Genomic DNA, 16,217 nt, shown 5'->3' with positions numbered 1-16,217 from the left:
ACCATAAGCGACCCAAGGCGGCTCAGCCGCCGCCATAGGTTGAAATCCGGTCATTTCGGTTAGCCGGCGGCCTTGGTCACCACCTGAACCTCGCTTTCCAGCGTTTTATGCACCGGGCAGCGGTCGGCAATCGCCAGCAGGCGTTCACGCTGGTTCTCGTCGAGATCGCCGGTAATCCGGATAACCCGCTCAATCCGGTCGATCTTGCCGTCCTTGGTTTCACATTCCGCACAATCCACGGCGTGAATCTTATCGTGAGAAAGCGTGACCCTGACCTTATCCAGCGGCAGCTTCTTGTGTTCGGCATACATCCGCAGCGTCATGGCGGTGCAGGCGCCAAGGCCCGCCAAAACAAGATCGTAGGGCGATGGGCCGGAATCCAACCCGCCGTAGCTCTCCGGCTCATCGGCGCGAAGCCTGTGGGGGCCGGCCGCGATGGCCTGGGTAAAGCGCCCCTCGCCGGTTTCTTCCACGACGACGGTGCTGTCCTTGGCGCTGGGCGTCTCCGCCATATCGATACCTCCCAGATATCGGGCCGCCCAGGCACCCAGCACGTTGGCCACATAAATCGCATCGATCTTTCGGCTCAGCAGATGATCCGCATCGTCCAGAGAGACAAAGCTTTTCGGATGCTTCGCCGCGGCAAAGATCTTGCCGGCATTTTCAATGCCCACGGTCTCATCGCGCGGCGCATGAAAAACGATCAACGCCTTTTTCATTTCCGCAATCGCCTTTTCCAGGCGGTGGGCCTCGATATCCTCCAGGAACTGCTTCTTGATCCTGAAAGGTCGGCCGACAAGCAGGACTTCCGCCTCGCCCTGGGCGTCGATCTCTTCCCGTGCAGCGGTGAAATGGTGCGCCACATGGGCCGGTTCGGCCGGCGCACCGATGGTCGCCACCGCCACCGCCTCCGGCACCTGGCCGGCAGCCGCCAAGACCGCAGCCCCGCCCAGGCTGTGGCCGATGATCAGCTTGGGCGCCGCCCGCGTTTCGCGCAGATAGTCGGCGGCGCGCACCAGATCGCCTACGTTCGAAGAAAAATTGGTGTTGGCAAAATCCCCCTCACTGGCGCCCAGCCCGGTGAAGTCAAAGCGCAACACGGCAATGCCCTGTTCCGCCAAGGCACCGGCGATCCGCGAGGCGGCGAAAACGTCCTTGGTACAGGTAAAGCAGTGGGCAAAGAGCGCGTAGGCCCGGGGCGGACCGGCAGGAAGCTCCAGCCGCGCGGCCAGCATCTCGCCGCTCGATCCCGGAAAAGTCAGTTTCTCGCTCTTCAAGGCCATGAAAGCCGTCTCCATACAAAGCAATATCAAGGGCGGGCATCGGATTGAGATCGGAACACGCCGCTTCGTATCTTGGCAAGGCCGGCAGCCTTACAAGATGGAAAGGGATTGGGTTCGACCCCGCTGCTCGGCTAGAGTTCCGCTGACCGGCTAATCGAAGATGCCATCGCCCCCCACCGCGTTACACCCACAGACGACAGCCCGACCCAATCCCTTCAGGACCCGCAAGCATGAGCAAACCCGAGCGCGACCCGCGCATCGAGATCATCGAGAAAACGACCCCCTTCAAAGGCTACTTTCAGGTCGACAGCTACCGCCTGCGCCATCGCAGGTTCGACGGTGGCTGGACCCGGGAAATGAGCCGCGAGATCTTCGAACGCGGCCACGCGGCCGCCGTGCTGCTCTATGACCCCCAACTCGATCACGTGGTTTTGATCGAGCAGTTCCGCCTCGGCGCCCTATCCGCCGGCTTTGAGCCCTGGCTGATCGAGGTTGTGGCCGGGATCATCGATCCCGGCGAAACCCCGGAAGACGTGGTGTGCCGGGAAGCGCTGGAGGAGGCCGGTTGCGAGGTCACCGCCCTGCAGCCGGTCGGCCGATATCTGGTCTCTCCCGGGGGGACTTCCGAGACTCTGGCGCTGTTCTGCGGCCGGGTCGACGCCGCCAGGGCCGGCGGGATTCATGGCCTGGAACATGAGGGAGAAGACATCCGCGTCCTGACGCTGCCGCGCGAGGAAGCCCTGCTAAAGCTGGCCGAGGGAGCCATCACCAACTTCACGGCCGTGGTCGCCCTGCAATGGCTGGCCTTGAATTACACCGAAATTATGCGTAAATGGAAGTAATCTACGGTAACGTACTGCCCAATAGGAGCTCAACCCCACCTGCCCCTAGTGCCAACCGGCCCCTCGGCCGGCCTGGCGCCGCCGCCAAATGGGTGGGAAGCCCCCAGCAAGGAACCGAAAGTTATGGATGTTTGCGACGGTTTTGTCGGTGCAATCGGCAATACGCCCCTCATTCGCCTGCGAAAGCTCTCTGAAGAAACAGGCTGCGAGATCCTCGGCAAGGCCGAATTCCTCAACCCCGGCGGTTCTGTGAAGGACCGGGCCGCCTGGGCAATCATCAAGGATGCGGAAGAGCGCGGCACGCTGCGTCCCGGCGGCATCATCGTCGAGGGCACCGCCGGCAACACCGGGATCGGCCTGGCCCTGGTTGCCCGCGCACGCGGCTATCGCACCGTGATTGTGATCCCGAACACCCAGAGCCAGGAAAAGAAAGACATCCTGCGGATTTCCGGGGCAGAGCTTCGCGAAGTGCCCGCGGTGCCTTATCGCGACCCCGAAAACTACGTCCACGTCTCAGAGCGCCTCGCCAAAGAACTGGACGAGAGCGAGCCGAACGGGGCGATCTGGGCCCAGCAGTTCGACAACGTAGCCAACCGGCGCGGCCACTATGAGACGACGGGGCCCGAAATCTGGGCGCAGACCGACGGCAAGGTCGATGCCTTCGTCTGTGCTGTCGGCACCGGCGGAACCCTGGCCGGCGTCTCCATGGCCTTGAAAGAGCGCAACAAGAACGTCGTGATCGGCCTGGCCGACCCCATGGGCGCCGCGCTCTTCCACTACTACCGGCACGGGGAGTTGAAGGCGGAGGGCAGTTCCATCAGCGAGGGCATCGGCCAGGGGCGCATTACCGCCAACCTGGAAGGTGCCGAGATCGACGAGCCCTTCCAGATTTCCGACAAGGAGGCGATTCCCATCGTCTTCGACCTGCTGGAGAACGAGGGCCTCTGTCTCGGAGCGTCCAGTGGCATCAATGTCGCCGGGGCGCTGCGGCTTGCGAGAACGTTGGGACCGGGCCACCGAATCGTTACAATCCTCTGCGATGGCGGGCTGCGGTATCAAAGCAGGCTGTTCAATCCGGCATTTCTGCGCGAAAAAGGCCTGCCGGTGCCGGACTGGCTTTCCTGGCGCACACAATGAGCGAACAAGAAAGACGAGAACGATGGAACTGTTGTTTCGGGAGGATGCCTATCTGAAGGGCTGCGAGGCCCGCATCACCTCGGTCGGGCCCGAGGGCCTGCGCCTCGACCGGACGGTATTCTATCCCATGGGCGGCGGACAGCCCGGCGACAGCGGCCACCTTGTCCTGGAGGACGGCAACCGTCTGCGCATCGTCGACGCCCGCAAGGGCGAGTCCCATGAAGACGTCCTCCATATCCTTGAAGAAGGCACCGCAGCGCCTGCTCCCGGCACCAGGGTTACCGCCGAAATTGACTGGGACCGGCGCCACCGCCATATGCGTATGCACACCTGCATGCACCTGCTCTGCGCGGTCGTGACCGGCGATGTGACCGGTGGCCAGGTCGGCGACGGCAAAGGCCGGTTGGACTTCAACCTGCCTGAAACCCAGCTCGACAAGGAGCATATCACCGCGGAACTGAACCGCCTGGTTCAGGAGGACCATTCCGTCGCGCCGCGCTGGATCAGCGAAGACGAACTGGCCGGTCAGCCGGAACTGGTCCGCACCATGTCGGTGAAGCCACCTTCAGGCGGCGGGCGTATCCGCCTTCTGGACATTGCCGGCGTCGATCTGCAACCTTGCGGCGGCACCCATGTGCAGCGTACCAGCGAGATCGGCAAGGTCAGGACCGGTAAGATCGAGAACAAAGGGCGCCAGAACCGCCGCATCAACATCCTCTTGGACGAATAGAAGCGGCTGTCATGCCGTAACGACCCTCAAGGGAGTAGATTTCCAACAATGGTCGACTTTGATAAGAACGCCCTGGTCACCACCGGATGGCTGGCGGAAAATCTGACGGCGCCGGACCTGCGCGTGGTGGACGCCAGCTACTACCTGCCGCGCGAAGGCCTGGATCCGCGACGCGAGTTCGAAGCCCAGCACATTCCAGGCTCGGTCTTCTTCGATATCGACGATATCTGCGACCCGGACAGCGACCTGCCGCATATGCTGCCGCCGCCGCACATCTTCTCCTCCAAGGTGCGCCGGCTCGGCCTCGGCGACGGCCTGCGCCTGGTGATCTACGATCAGCGCGGCATCTGGAGCGCGCCGCGGGTCTGGTGGACCTTTCGCTATTTCGGGCACCGGGAAGTCGCTGTCCTCGATGGCGGGCTGCCCAAGTGGCTCAACGAGGGACGCGCCGTTGCCGAGGGGACTGAGAGCAACGACGAGCGGCATTTCACGCCGCGTGCCAACAGCTTTCTGCTGCGCGACCGCGACCAGGTTCTCAGCGCTCTGGGCGGCAACGGCGAACAGGTGATCGACGCCCGCGCCCGCGGCCGCTTTGAGGGACGCGACCCCGAGCCCCGCGAAGGTATGCGCAGCGGCCACATCCCCGGCAGCTTCAATCTGCCCTTTGGCGAGATCATCGATCAGAGCAGCCAGACGTTTCTGGACAATCAGGAGATCAGAAGCCGCTTTGAGGCCGAGGGCCTGGATCTCTCACGGCCGGTCGTGGCGTCCTGCGGGTCGGGCGTCACCGCCGGCGTCCTTGCCTTGGCGCTGCATCGCCTCGGCCACCGCGATACCGCGGTTTACGACGGCTCCTGGTCCGAGTGGGGACGTCCCGGCGACACACCGGTCGAAACCGGACCGGCCAAGCAGCAATAGACGCCAAAAACTAACAAGCGGCCAAAACAAACAAGCGGTCAGGTATGGATCAGCTACGCCCCTATCAGGATCAAGACTTTGCCGGCTGCGTCGCGCTGTGGCAGCGCTGCGGGCTCACGGTCTGGTACAACGACCCCGAACGCGACATCGCCTTGTGGCAGCAGAGTGACTGCGCGGAGATCTTCGTCGCTGAACGCAGCGGCAGGCTTGCCGGCACCATCTGCTGCGGCCACGACGGCCATCGCGGCTGGCTTTATGCAGTCGCGGTCGATCCGGACATCCGCCGGGCCGGGCTTGGCCGCAAGCTGGTACGCGCAGCGGAGGACTGGCTGGGCCGTCAGGGCATCCTGAAGATCCAGCTGATGGTGCGCGAAAGCAATCGCCAGGCCCTGGGCTTCTATGCCGCCCTCGGCTACGCCTTTACGCCCAGGGCCGTAATGGCGCGCTGGCTGGAGCTGCCGTCGGCACCGCCGGAGGGCGATGTGCTGCCGCCGGACCTGGCCGTGGCCGCGGGCCGCAAGACGACGCTGCAGTTCACCGTCACCTATCTGGAGATGACGGAGCGCCCGAACCATGTGGCCGTTCATCCGCCGCCGCGGACCAAGGTGGCGCTGATGCGGGCCCACACCCCTACCCTCGATTTCTATCGCTTCCTTTACAACGGCATCGGCGAAGACTGGAACTGGTGGTACCGCCGCAGCATGCCGGATGCCGATCTCGCAGCCCTTCTGGAAGATGAGCGGATAGAGGTTTTCGTGCTTTATGTGGAGGGTGTGCCGGCCGGCTACTTCGAACTGGACCGCCGCGAAGAACCGGTGATCGATCTGGCCTACTTCGGCCTGCTGCCGCAATTCGTCGGTAGGAAGCTGGGCCCCTACATGCTCTACTCGGCCCTCGAACAGGCCTGGAGTTACGAGCCGGATCGCCTGACGGTGAACACCAACACCATGGATCACCCCCGCGCCCTGCCGCTCTACCAGAAATACGGGTTCCAGCCCTACCGCCAGGAACAACAGACCATCCCGGATCCGAAGCTGAACGGGATCATTCCCGGCTGAGGCCCGGAGCAGACCCGGGTTGCTCTAGCTGATCGCCCTAAGCACGCGCCTTTTCCGCCGCCAGGCGGTTCAGCCTCATCGCCGCCCGCCGCTCCGGGCTGCGGTAGTAACCGCAGCCTTGGCACTGCTCCGGCGGGTTGCCGGCCTGGAGCGCTTCGTCGATTTCGCGGCGCTTGTCCAGTACCGCCTCTATCGGCGTCAGGCCGATCTTGCCAAGGCCGTACTTCGCCGTGTCCTTGACCATGCAGCAGCTGGCGATACCGCCATGACGATCGACGTAGAGCGCACCCTTGACCCAGGGGCAGCCATGCTCGGCCGGAAAGGTTCGGCCCATTTCGATATAGAAGTGCCGGGTGTTGCGTGTCTCGGCCAGCATGGCGCCGATCTTCGGCGTACCGCGGATCAGTTGCTGCATCCGGATATTGTCCTCACGCGCCAGCAGCCTTTCCGCCATGGCCTCGTCATAGACGCCGGTGTAGCTCTCCATGCGATTGAGGGCCTGCACCGTCGCGCCGCCATCCATGGCCAGTTCGCGGTAGAGATCGGCGATTTCCGGCAGGCTGTCGATGGTGTCTTTCAGGACAGTGATGGCGAAACCGACCGTGGGGCGCATCATCCCCCGCGCCTTGCGGGCGGCGATCAGACGGGCGATGCCAGCCTTCACCTTGCTCAGCAGGCCACCGCGGATATCTTGAAACGCTGCCTCCTCCGGCGATTCAATGGAGACATAAATCGCCTCGATCCCAACATCCAGGATTGCTGCCACCCGTTCCTCGGAAAGCAGGCTGCCGTTGGTGATCATGGAAAGGTGGATGCCCCGTTCGCGCGCTTGGCGGGCCATATCGAAAAAGCCCTTGTGGAGCAGCGGCTCACCCTCGCCCTGCAACTCGATATGCTCGAGATCCGGGAAGCTGTCGAGCAGACGCTGGAAATCTTCAGCGGCAAAGTCGGTCTGATCCATCTGCCTGCCGCTGCAGAAACCGCAGATGAAATTGCACCGCGTGGTCGGCTCCACCTGCGCGAAAACCACCTTGCCGGCGGGCCGCTGTCGCGCGCGACCTGTATTCGCTATCTCGCTCACCCGTCATCCCAAAGATCCGGTCATATCGCACCCGAGGCGCGAGGGCCCTTAGATTAACAGATCGCCGCCAGGGAAGAGTTAAGGAAAAAGAGGCAGCAAAAAGGGCCGGGCGGATCATCCGCGCCGGCCCTAAGGTAATTTGTCGGCCTAGAGCAGATCCCGGTCGGATGGAATCGCCGGAGGCGATCCATCGACCGGGTGAATCTGCTCTAACTGTTTGATGGCGATCGGATTCACATGTTTTGGCGCAACCACGAAGTGGTTCCGTCAAAACATGATCCGATCTAGTGCTGCAGGATCTGGCTGAGGAAGAGCTGGGTGCGGGCCGATTGCGGGTTGTTGAAGAACTCTTCCGGTTCGTTCTCTTCGATGATCTCGCCGCCGTCCATGAAGATCACCCGGTTGGCGACCTTGCGGGCGAAGCCCATCTCGTGGGTCACGCAGAGCATGGTCATGCCGCTCTCGGCCAAACCCACCATGACGTCGAGGACTTCCGAGATCATTTCCGGATCGAGGGCCGAGGTCGGCTCATCGAACAGCATGATGCGCGGGTTCATACAGAGCGAGCGGGCGATGGCCACGCGCTGCTGCTGGCCGCCGGAGAGCTGGCCCGGATACTTGTCCGCCTGCTCGGGAATTTTCACCCGCTCCAGGTACTGCATGCCGATCTCGTCCGCTTCCTTCTTCGGCATCTTGCGCACCCAGATCGGCGCCAGGGTGCAGTTCTCCAGAACCGTTAGATGGGGAAAGAGATTGAAGTGCTGGAACACCATGCCGACCTCACGCCGGATCTCGGCAATGTTCTTCAGGTCGTTGGTCAACTCGATATCATCGACGATGATCTTGCCCCTCTGGTGTTCTTCCAGACGGTTGATACAGCGGATCATGGTCGACTTGCCCGAACCCGAAGGCCCGCAGATGACGATCCGCTCCCCCCGATTGACCGTCAGGTTGATGTCCTTGAGGACATGGAAATCTCCATACCATTTATGCATGCCGATAATTTGGATCGCGACCTCATCCGAGATGGATAGCGCTGCAGCAGCTGCGTCCGACATGATTGATGCCTCCTTTAACGGCCCGCGCCTTTAGCGCTTGTGACCCGTGTGCAGTTTGTGTTCCAGATAGATCGAATAACGCGACATGCTGAAACAGCAGACGAAGAAAAGTATCGCGATAAAAACGTAGACCTCCCAAGCCAAGCCCTGCCACTTGGCGTCGGAGAGCGAAGCGCGACCGACCCCCAGTACGTCGGTCAGGCCAATAATCACCACCAGTGTCGTGTCCTTGAACAGTCCGACGAAGGTGTTGACGATGCCGGGGATCGAGATCTTCAGCGCCTGCGGCAACACCACAAGCCGCATGGACTGCCAATAGCGCAGTCCCATGGCGTCGGCTGCCTCAATCTGCCCCTTGGGGATCGCCTGCAGGCCACCGCGCACGACCTCGGCAATGTAAGCCGAGGAGAACAGCGTGACCATGATCAGGACCCGCAGGATCAAGTCGAAGGTCGTTCCCGGCGGCAGGAAGTAGTTCAGCATCGTCGAGGCGACGAACAGAAGCGTGATCAGCGGTACGCCACGGATGAACTCGATAAACATCACGCAGAGCGTCCGCACGATGGGCATATGCGAACGACGGCCCAGCGCCAGCAGAATGCCCAACGGAAGCGACGCCACGATACCGGTGACGCCGATCACCACGTTCAAGGTGAAGCCGCCGATCTTGGTGGTCTCCACCGGCTCCAGTCCCAGTCCGCCAACCAACAGGAGGTACCCGATGATTGGAAACGCTGCCGAGTAAATCAACATCAGTGGACGGAACGGCGTTTTGTCCCAGAGCAGGGGCAGAATCGCCAAGATGAACAACACCGCCGTCAGATCCACGCGCCAGCGCAGATGTTCCGGATAAAAACCGTAGATGAACTGGCCGAAGCGGACTTCGGCCAGCGCCCAGCAGGCACCGCTGCCGATTTCCCGGCACTCGGCCCGCGACCCGGCATCCCAGACCGCATCGAGAAGAGCCCAATTGAGAGCCCCCGGTACGATCAGGTAGAGCAGGTAGGCCGAGACGATAGTGAGGAAGATGTTCAACGGTGAACTCAGAAGATTCTTCCGTACCCAAAGAATTGGGCCCCTGGTCGCCATAGGCGGCGGCAGGTCGGGATGGGTGCCCGGTTCGTAGGTCTGAGTGGTATCAGCCATATCGTCGCTCCCCCTCACCGTTCCACCAGCGCAATGCGCCGGTTGTACCAATTCATGAAGGCCGAAATCAGCAGCGAGATCGTAAGATAGATGGTCAGCACAATGATCATTACCTCCATCTCCTTGCCGGTCTGGTTCAAGGTGATCCCGCCGAAGGTCGCAACGATGTCCATGTAACCGATCGCAATCGCCAGGGACGAGTTCTTGGTCAGGTTCAGGTATTGGCTCGTCAAAGGCGGCACGATGACCCGCAGGGCCTGGGGAACGATAATCAGGCGCATGGTCCAGTTCGGCTTGACCCCCAAGGCGAAAGCCGCCTCTGTCTGACCGTGGCTGACCGACTGGATGCCCGCCCGGACGATCTCGGCAATGAAGGCGGCGGTGTAGATCGACAAGGCGAACCAAAGCGCCGCATACTCAGGTCGTACGACTATGCCGCCCTGGAAATTGAAACCCTGCAACGCCGGTGCATCGAATGACAACGGCATCCCGGCAATAAAAAAGGCGATCAGGGGAAGGCCGAAGATCGCCGCAACGCCGATGGAGAAGACCGGATAGATCTGGCCGGTCGCTTCCTGATGCTTCTTGGCCCAGCGGCTGAACACCACCATGCCGACGATGGCGGCAAGGAAAGCAACGACCACCAACATGAAGCCATCTTCAAAGATCGGCTTGGGTACGTAGAAACCGCGATTGGTCAGGAATACGCCGTCAGTGGGCGAGAGCGCCTGGCGAACACCCGGCAGCGTGGAAACAATCACGCCATGCCACAAAAGGATCTGCACCAGCACCGGGACATTGCGCGTGAACTCGACATAGCAGTAGACGATACGGTTGATCAGCCAGTTGCTGGAAAGCCGCAGGACGCCGAGGATGAAGCCCAGAATGGTCGCAAAGATACAGCCTGTAATCGCAATAAGGCCGGTGTTCAACAGTCCCACAACCCCGGCACGGAAATGCGTATCCTGGGAGTTATAGGGGATCAAAGTCTGGTTGATGTCGTAGCCGGCCGGTGCCTGCAGGAATGCAAATCCGAAGGTCTTACCCAGGGCTTCCAGGTTCTGCACGGCGTTGGTGGCCAGGAATGCAATCAGCATGAAAATCCCGGCGACGACCAGTATCTGCGTTATGACGGCCCGATAGCGTTTATCCGACCAGAGGCGGCCCAAAGTGAGCGGCTCGGAATCTTGTTCAATGACGGCCATGGCGTTACCCCGCTGCGACGACCCCGGCACCCTGTGGGCGTGAACAGCCCGGTGCTATTGAGAAACAGGTATGGGATACGCCAGCGGCCCCGCCGGCGTATCCCTCTCCCGTTTCAGTCGCTGCGCTTAGCGCATCGGCGGCGCGTAGATCAGTCCACCGTCGGTGTAAAGCGCATTGATGCCGCGCTCCAGGCCGATCGGCGTGTCCGAACCGATGTGCTTCTCGAACACTTCGCCGTAGTTGCCGACCTGCTTGATAACGTTGTAGGCCCAGTTCTTTTCCAGACCCAACATGCCACCGAGATCGCCCTCGCTGCCCAACAGGCGAGCCACTTCGGGGTTGTTGCTCGCGCCGCCGGCCATTTCGTCGACGTTCGACGAATTCACGCCGTACTCCTCGGCATTGATCATGGCGTTCAGCGTCCAGCGGACGACATCGCCCCACTGATCGTCGCCCTGGCGGACGAGCGGGCCCAGCGGCTCTTTGGAGATGATTTCCGGCAGCACGATGTGGTCGGCCGGATTGTCGAAAGCGGCGCGGCTGGCGGCAAGACCCGATGCATCCGTCGTGTAGACGTCGCAGCGGCCGGCCAGATAGTTGGTGCGCGCTTCTTCATTGGTCTCGATCGGAACCGGCTCGTAGCTCATGTTGTTGGTGCGGAAGTAGTCCGCCAGATTCAGCTCCGTCGTGGTGCCGGTCTGGATGCAGACCGAAGCGCCATCAAGCTCCTTGGCACTGGTGACGCCCAGCGCCTTGGGGATCATGAAGCCCTGGCCGTCGTAGTAGTTCACACCGACGAAGGTAAAGCCGAGATCGACATCGCGGCTGAACGTCCAGGTCGTGTTACGGGCCAGCACGTCGATTTCACCGGAGGCCAGCGCCGTGAAGCGCGTCTTGCCGGTGGTCGGGGTGAACTTCACCTTGCTGGCGTCACCGAACACAGCAGCGGCAACCCCCTGGCAGACGGAGGGATCGAAGCCCTGCCAGTTGCCGGCATCATCGGTAAAGGAGAAGCCGGGCACACCCGTAGACACGCCGCACTGCACAAAGCCCTTCGCGCGGATATCGTCCAGGGTGCCAGCGGCAGCACCGGTGACACCGACGGCGGTAATCGCACCCGCCGCGAGCAAAATCTTAAATGTAGTCATGGATAGACCTTCCCTGCTGTTCGAAGTTTATTATCTTAAAACGAACAACCCGCCCCGTTCTGACCGCCTGTCTTTATCAACAGTTACAGCCTCCCGACGGAATGCTTGAGCGTCCGTATGGGCGAACCATGTCTCAGTCGCCAAGGAAAGGCAACAGGTTGCTGAGGGCGGAATGATAAAAAAATAGGCAACTTTACCGATGCCCCTCCAGCGCCCCCTATTGGCCGGGATCGCCGACAATCAAGGCCCCGAAATGTCTAAGTTCCAGGCCGAATGCCGCGATAGCCGATACCTGCAGTCTCCGCTCTGGTATCCCAGCGGCCAAGTCCGTGACGCCGTCAAGGCCCCCAACGGCCTGGGCCGCATTGACGGCTTGATTTCCGGCCTCAAGGCTGGCTTTGATCGCCTGCGTGCGGCAAACCGTGTCTTTGCCGCCGGGCCTGCGGAGCGGCCGACGATATGGAGCACAGGATTATCATGAGCGACCTGCCAGCAGCTTTAGAAGAAGCGATCGCCTTCAACGACAAGGGATTGGTAATGGCCGTCGCCCAGCAGCATGACAGCGGCGAGATTCTGATGGTCGCCTGGATGAACCGCGAATCCCTGGCGGAGACCCTGGAAACCCGCCAGGTCTGCTACTGGTCGCGGTCGCGCGGCAAACTCTGGCGCAAAGGCGAGTCCTCCGGCCAGACCCAAAAGCTGGTCGAACTGCAGATCGACTGCGATGGCGATTCGTTGCTGCTGCGCGTCGACCAGAAAGGCGTCGCCTGCCACACCGGCCGCCGCTCCTGCTTCTACAGAAGCCTGAATACGGACGGCGGCCTTGATGACACCCTGCCGGTGGTGACCGACCCCGGCAAACTCTACGGCGCCTGAACGATGACGCTGCGGCTCTTCTTCGGCCTGTTCCTGGCGCTCACAGGTCTTTTCACAGTTTCCATTTCCGGCGTGCAGGCAGCGGACAGGCCGGTCACGCTGTTTGCCGCCGCCAGCACCACCGACGCCGTAAACGAGATCGCCGAAGCTTTTGCCGCGCAGACCGGCGGCTCGATCCGCCCGGTCGTTGCCGCCTCCTCCACCCTTGCCCGCCAGATCGCCCAGGGCGCGCCCGCCGACCTCTTTCTCTCCGCCAGCGGCGCCTGGGTGGATCACCTGGCCGAGCAGCGGCTGATTGTCGCGGAAAGCCAAACCGCCTTGCTGGCCAATCGGCTGGTCCTCGTCGCCCCGGCGGACTCCCCCTTGCGCCTGCAGTTGCTGCCGGGCGCATCGCTTGACGCAGCCTTGGGGGATGGCCGCCTGGCCATCGGCGATCCCGCGCACGTTCCGGCCGGTATCTATGCCCGCCAGGCGCTGGAAGCTTTGGGCCTCTGGGACCAGGTCGCCGACAGGTTGGCGCAAGCCAGCAACGTGCGTGCCGCACTCGCCCTGGTCGGCCGCGGCGAGGCTGTGGCCGGTATCGTCTACAAGACCGACGCCGCGATCGCGCGCAACGTCAAGGTCCTTGATGTTTTCCCTGCCGATACCACCCCGCCGATCACCTATCCCCTCGCCATCGTCACCGGGCGCGACTCTGTGGCCGTACGAGCGGTGTACAATTTCCTGAAAAGCGACGAAGCGGCTGCCATCTTCCGCAAGCATGGCTTTACATCGCCGGTCCCGGAGAGCTAAACGGCTAGGGCCAATCGGCCCGGGGCTAATCAGTTTGGGGCTAACCAGCTCGGGGCCTCCCCTCGCATAGCCGGCAGGATCGATGTTCGAACTTACAGCGCTGGAATCCGAAGCCATCCGACTGAGCCTGCGCGTGGCGTTCTGGTCCGTCACCGCCAGCCTGCCTTTCGGACTGGCCGCCGCCTGGTTGCTGCAGCGCTACGATTTCTATGGCAAGACCCTGCTCAATGGGATCATCCACCTGCCGCTGGTGCTGCCGCCGGTGGTCGTCGGCTACCTCTTGCTGATCCTCCTGGGACGGCGCGGTCCCCTGGGGTCCTGGCTCTACGAAACCTTTGGTATTTCCCTGCCCTTCACCTGGGAAGGCGCGGCCCTTGCGGCCGCGGTGATGGCCTTTCCGCTGATGGTCAGGGCCATAAGGCTCTCGATCGAGACCATAGACCAGAACCTGGAAACCGCCGCCCGCACCCTGGGCGCCTCGCGCCTCTCGGTCTTCCTGACCATTACCCTGCCGTTGATCGCCCCCGGCATCCTGGCGGGCTGCGTGCTGGCCTTTGCGCGCAGCCTGGGGGAGTTCGGGGCCACCATCACCTTCGTCTCGAACATCCCGGGGGAAACCAGAACCCTTCCCCTGGCGCTCTACAGCCTGATCCAGACCCCCGACGGCGAAACCGGGGCCCTGCGGCTTGCGGTGCTCTCGGTGATACTGTCGCTGGCCGCCCTGGGCGCCTCGGAAATCATCGAGCGGCGCCTGCGGGCGCGGTTGATCGACTAGGGAGCGACCATGAAAAACCTCGACGTCGATCTCCACCATCGCCTCGGCAAAATGACGCTGGAGGCTAAATTCGCCTGCGAAACAGGGGGTATTACGGCCATCTTCGGGCGCTCCGGTGCCGGCAAGACCTCCCTGGTGAACATGCTGGCCGGGCTGCTGAAGCCGGACCGCGGCCGCATTTCGCTGGGTGGTGAGACCCTTTTCGATTCCGCGGCGGGCATCGACGTGCCGATCGAACGCCGACGCCTCGGCTACGTGTTCCAGGAGGGCCGGCTGTTCCCCCATCTCTCGGTGCGAAACAATCTGACCTATGGCCTGAAACGGGTGCCGAAAGGCGAGCGCCGCATCGAACTGGAACAGGTCGTCGCGCTGCTCGACATCGAAAGCCTTCTGGAGCGACGGCCGCAGGCACTCTCCGGCGGCGAGAAGCAGCGTGTCGCCCTGGGCCGGGCTTTGCTGGCCAATCCCAAACTGCTGCTGATGGACGAGCCTCTGGCGGCCCTGGACCAACCGCGCAAGGACGAGATCCTGCCGTTCATCGAGCAACTGCGCGATGAGATGGCACTGCCGATCATCTATGTCAGCCATTCCATGCAGGAGATTGTCCGGCTTGCCGACACCCTGGTGCTGATGTCCAGCGGGCGGGTAGAGGCCGTCGGCAGCGTCGAGGATCTGACCAGCCGCCTCGATCTGCGCCCCTTGACCGGGCGCTACGAGGCCGGTGCGGTGTTGGCCACCGCCATCGCCGGCCAGGACAAGGCCTTTGGTCTGACCGAGCTGCGGTTTGCCGGCGGGCGCCTGAAGGTGCCCCACCTCAATCTGCCGCTCGGCCAGGGCCTGCGCGTCAGGATTCGGGCGAGAGACGTGTCGATCGCTCTCACGCCACCTCGCGACACAAGTATTCTCAATATGATAGAGTGCGAAGTGAAAGCGATAAGTGAAGAACGTAGCCCGCAGGTCGACTTGCAGCTCGATGCCGGCGGCGCCGCCATCTGGGCACGCATAACGGCGCGCTCCTGCCAGGCCCTGGGCCTTCGCCCGGGGCTGAAGGTGTTTGCCCTGATCAAAAGCGTCGCCATCGACCGGCAAAGCCTGGGGCGCCGTGACCAGGCGGCCCGCTTTTTGTCCGAAGACGAATGATTCGGGCGACAAACCGCCGCCCTTCCGCTATCATGGTTAACAAGGCCTGCAGGTGCCCGCCATTTGTCACAATCAGGACGGCAGGGAGCGCGGTTTAATCATGTCCATGCATACGTTGAACGAACTCACGATCCATCGCGCAAGAGTGCTGCGCGAACAGGATCAGCTCGACCGCAGTGCAGCAGAGGCGAGCGTATCGGACCTGGACGATGAAATCATCACGCGCCCGGCCACCACACCCGACGAAGGCATAGCCAAGCTTGAACTGGCCCGCGATCTCGCCGCTATCGACGGCTGCCCGAATGTCGTCAAGCTGATCGAGGGTGCCCTCCTGGTCCTAAGGCACTAGGCGGATTTAGAGATCCGGACAATGCCAACCGCGGCTTCCCAGGACGAGTCTGGCTTTGGTTGAGCAAGCCGCACAGGTTCCCAAACCGCCCCCCGATCCCCCGGCCCCGGTGCCGCCGCCACCCGGTGGCCCGCCGGGTCGGCCTTCTCCCGATATCGAGCCGCCACCGGACTGGCCGCCCGGGTATCCGAACGAACCGCCACCACCCCCGCCCCCCAGCCCGGCCCGAGCCCAAGCCGGCCGGCGGGATTGAAGACCCAGGCGGAGCGTGGCGCCGCGAAGAAGAGAGTCTACAAATCACGCCATGTCAGTTTACAATGCACCCGAAGACGGAGATCCAGACCATCGACACGAAGCAATACACGTTGAAGCAATGAAGAAGCATGACATCCTGATCGAACCCTGGCGCGGCACGCCCAGTGCCGGCAGCCGGCGTGGCGCGACCGAATTTCGCTGGACCGTGTCCTATGAGAAGGATGGGCGGTTCTACGCTCAGGGCTTCGCCGACTCTCACGCCGAAGCCAGGGCGGCGGCCGAAGCCTACCTCAAGGAACAGGGCGTCGATCTGAACTGGCAGTCCGGCCCAAGCGACTCGGCGAAGGTGCTGACACCCAGATCGAAACCGGCGGTCGTGCGCGGACTGCGCTGATCCTCAGTCGTCATTTTTGGGTATACCGG

17 protein-coding genes are annotated in these 16,217 nt (G+C 62.5%); 11 read left to right on the top strand and 6 right to left on the bottom strand.

What is annotated here, in order from left to right; translation table 11 throughout:
- Nucleotides 1–59 precede the first annotated feature (59 nt).
- A complete protein-coding gene (locus tag HBA54_RS01165; RefSeq protein WP_205944345.1) occupies nucleotides 60–1,283 on the bottom strand; it encodes a bifunctional alpha/beta hydrolase/OsmC family protein in 1,224 nt (407 codons plus the stop codon).
- 230 nt (nucleotides 1,284–1,513) lie between these two features.
- Here HBA54_RS01165 and HBA54_RS01160 point away from each other — a divergent pair, with 230 nt between their 5' ends.
- The 5 genes from HBA54_RS01160 to HBA54_RS28905 all read left to right on the top strand — a co-directional run bounded on the left by HBA54_RS01160 (nucleotide 1,514) and on the right by HBA54_RS28905 (nucleotide 5,968).
- On the top strand, nucleotides 1,514–2,125 hold the full coding sequence (locus tag HBA54_RS01160; protein ID WP_167220498.1) for an NUDIX domain-containing protein: 612 nt from the start codon (nucleotides 1,514–1,516) through the stop codon (nucleotides 2,123–2,125).
- Between the two features lie 123 nt (nucleotides 2,126–2,248).
- Nucleotides 2,249–3,262, top strand: a complete 1,014-nt coding sequence (locus HBA54_RS01155; RefSeq protein WP_167220496.1) for a cysteine synthase A — start codon at nucleotides 2,249–2,251, stop codon at nucleotides 3,260–3,262.
- A 22-nt stretch (nucleotides 3,263–3,284) separates the two neighbouring features.
- A complete protein-coding gene (locus tag HBA54_RS01150; RefSeq protein WP_167220494.1) occupies nucleotides 3,285–3,992 on the top strand; it encodes an alanyl-tRNA editing protein in 708 nt (235 codons plus the stop codon).
- 48 nt (nucleotides 3,993–4,040) lie between these two features.
- On the top strand, nucleotides 4,041–4,910 hold the full coding sequence (gene sseA / locus HBA54_RS01145; RefSeq protein WP_167220492.1) for a 3-mercaptopyruvate sulfurtransferase: 870 nt from the start codon (nucleotides 4,041–4,043) through the stop codon (nucleotides 4,908–4,910).
- Nucleotides 4,911–4,954: 44 nt separating this feature from the next.
- Nucleotides 4,955–5,968 carry a GNAT family acetyltransferase gene (locus HBA54_RS28905; protein WP_240932437.1) on the top strand — a complete coding sequence of 338 codons (1,014 nt, stop codon included), beginning with the start codon at nucleotides 4,955–4,957 and terminating at the stop codon, nucleotides 5,966–5,968.
- A gap of 37 nt (nucleotides 5,969–6,005) precedes the next feature.
- Here HBA54_RS28905 and HBA54_RS01135 read toward each other — a convergent pair whose 3' ends face one another.
- The 5 genes from HBA54_RS01135 to HBA54_RS01115 all read right to left on the bottom strand — a co-directional run bounded on the left by HBA54_RS01135 (nucleotide 6,006) and on the right by HBA54_RS01115 (nucleotide 11,607).
- On the bottom strand, nucleotides 6,006–7,049 hold the full coding sequence (locus tag HBA54_RS01135; RefSeq protein WP_167220490.1) for a radical SAM protein: 1,044 nt from the start codon (nucleotides 7,047–7,049) through the stop codon (nucleotides 6,006–6,008).
- 284 nt (nucleotides 7,050–7,333) lie between these two features.
- Nucleotides 7,334–8,107, bottom strand: a complete 774-nt coding sequence (locus HBA54_RS01130) for an amino acid ABC transporter ATP-binding protein (protein WP_167220488.1) — start codon at nucleotides 8,105–8,107, stop codon at nucleotides 7,334–7,336.
- A gap of 30 nt (nucleotides 8,108–8,137) precedes the next feature.
- Entirely contained in the window at nucleotides 8,138–9,253 is a 1,116-nt protein-coding gene (locus tag HBA54_RS01125; protein WP_167220486.1) for an amino acid ABC transporter permease, read from the bottom strand.
- Between the two features lie 14 nt (nucleotides 9,254–9,267).
- A complete protein-coding gene (locus HBA54_RS01120) occupies nucleotides 9,268–10,458 on the bottom strand; it encodes an amino acid ABC transporter permease (RefSeq protein WP_167220484.1) in 1,191 nt (396 codons plus the stop codon).
- A 126-nt stretch (nucleotides 10,459–10,584) separates the two neighbouring features.
- Nucleotides 10,585–11,607 carry an amino acid ABC transporter substrate-binding protein gene (locus HBA54_RS01115; protein ID WP_167220482.1) on the bottom strand — a complete coding sequence of 341 codons (1,023 nt, stop codon included), beginning with the start codon at nucleotides 11,605–11,607 and terminating at the stop codon, nucleotides 10,585–10,587.
- A gap of 477 nt (nucleotides 11,608–12,084) precedes the next feature.
- Between HBA54_RS01115 and hisI the strand changes: the two genes are divergently transcribed.
- The 6 genes from hisI to HBA54_RS01085 all read left to right on the top strand — a co-directional run bounded on the left by hisI (nucleotide 12,085) and on the right by HBA54_RS01085 (nucleotide 16,188).
- The gene (hisI, locus tag HBA54_RS01110) at nucleotides 12,085–12,483 is read left to right on the top strand and encodes a phosphoribosyl-AMP cyclohydrolase (RefSeq protein ID WP_240932436.1); all 399 of its coding nucleotides are present in this window, start codon (nucleotides 12,085–12,087) and stop codon (nucleotides 12,481–12,483) included.
- A gap of 3 nt (nucleotides 12,484–12,486) precedes the next feature.
- The gene (modA, locus tag HBA54_RS01105; RefSeq protein WP_167220478.1) at nucleotides 12,487–13,275 is read left to right on the top strand and encodes a molybdate ABC transporter substrate-binding protein; all 789 of its coding nucleotides are present in this window, start codon (nucleotides 12,487–12,489) and stop codon (nucleotides 13,273–13,275) included.
- A gap of 82 nt (nucleotides 13,276–13,357) precedes the next feature.
- Nucleotides 13,358–14,050 carry a molybdate ABC transporter permease subunit gene (gene modB / locus HBA54_RS01100; RefSeq protein WP_167220476.1) on the top strand — a complete coding sequence of 231 codons (693 nt, stop codon included), beginning with the start codon at nucleotides 13,358–13,360 and terminating at the stop codon, nucleotides 14,048–14,050.
- 9 nt (nucleotides 14,051–14,059) lie between these two features.
- Nucleotides 14,060–15,190 carry a molybdenum ABC transporter ATP-binding protein gene (modC, locus tag HBA54_RS01095; RefSeq protein ID WP_167220474.1) on the top strand — a complete coding sequence of 377 codons (1,131 nt, stop codon included), beginning with the start codon at nucleotides 14,060–14,062 and terminating at the stop codon, nucleotides 15,188–15,190.
- A gap of 100 nt (nucleotides 15,191–15,290) precedes the next feature.
- Nucleotides 15,291–15,539, top strand: coding sequence for a hypothetical protein (locus HBA54_RS01090; protein ID WP_167220472.1), 249 nt, complete (start codon nucleotides 15,291–15,293; stop codon nucleotides 15,537–15,539).
- A 373-nt stretch (nucleotides 15,540–15,912) separates the two neighbouring features.
- Nucleotides 15,913–16,188 carry a hypothetical protein gene (locus tag HBA54_RS01085; RefSeq protein ID WP_167220470.1) on the top strand — a complete coding sequence of 92 codons (276 nt, stop codon included), beginning with the start codon at nucleotides 15,913–15,915 and terminating at the stop codon, nucleotides 16,186–16,188.
- Nucleotides 16,189–16,217 lie beyond the last annotated feature (29 nt).

The organism is Pelagibius litoralis, assembly GCF_011683915.1.
In the GTDB taxonomy this organism is placed as follows: Bacteria; Pseudomonadota; Alphaproteobacteria; order Kiloniellales; family Kiloniellaceae; genus Pelagibius; species Pelagibius litoralis.
The sequence above is the reverse complement of the archived record's forward strand: the minus strand, read 5'-3'. Positions and strand labels throughout refer to the sequence as shown.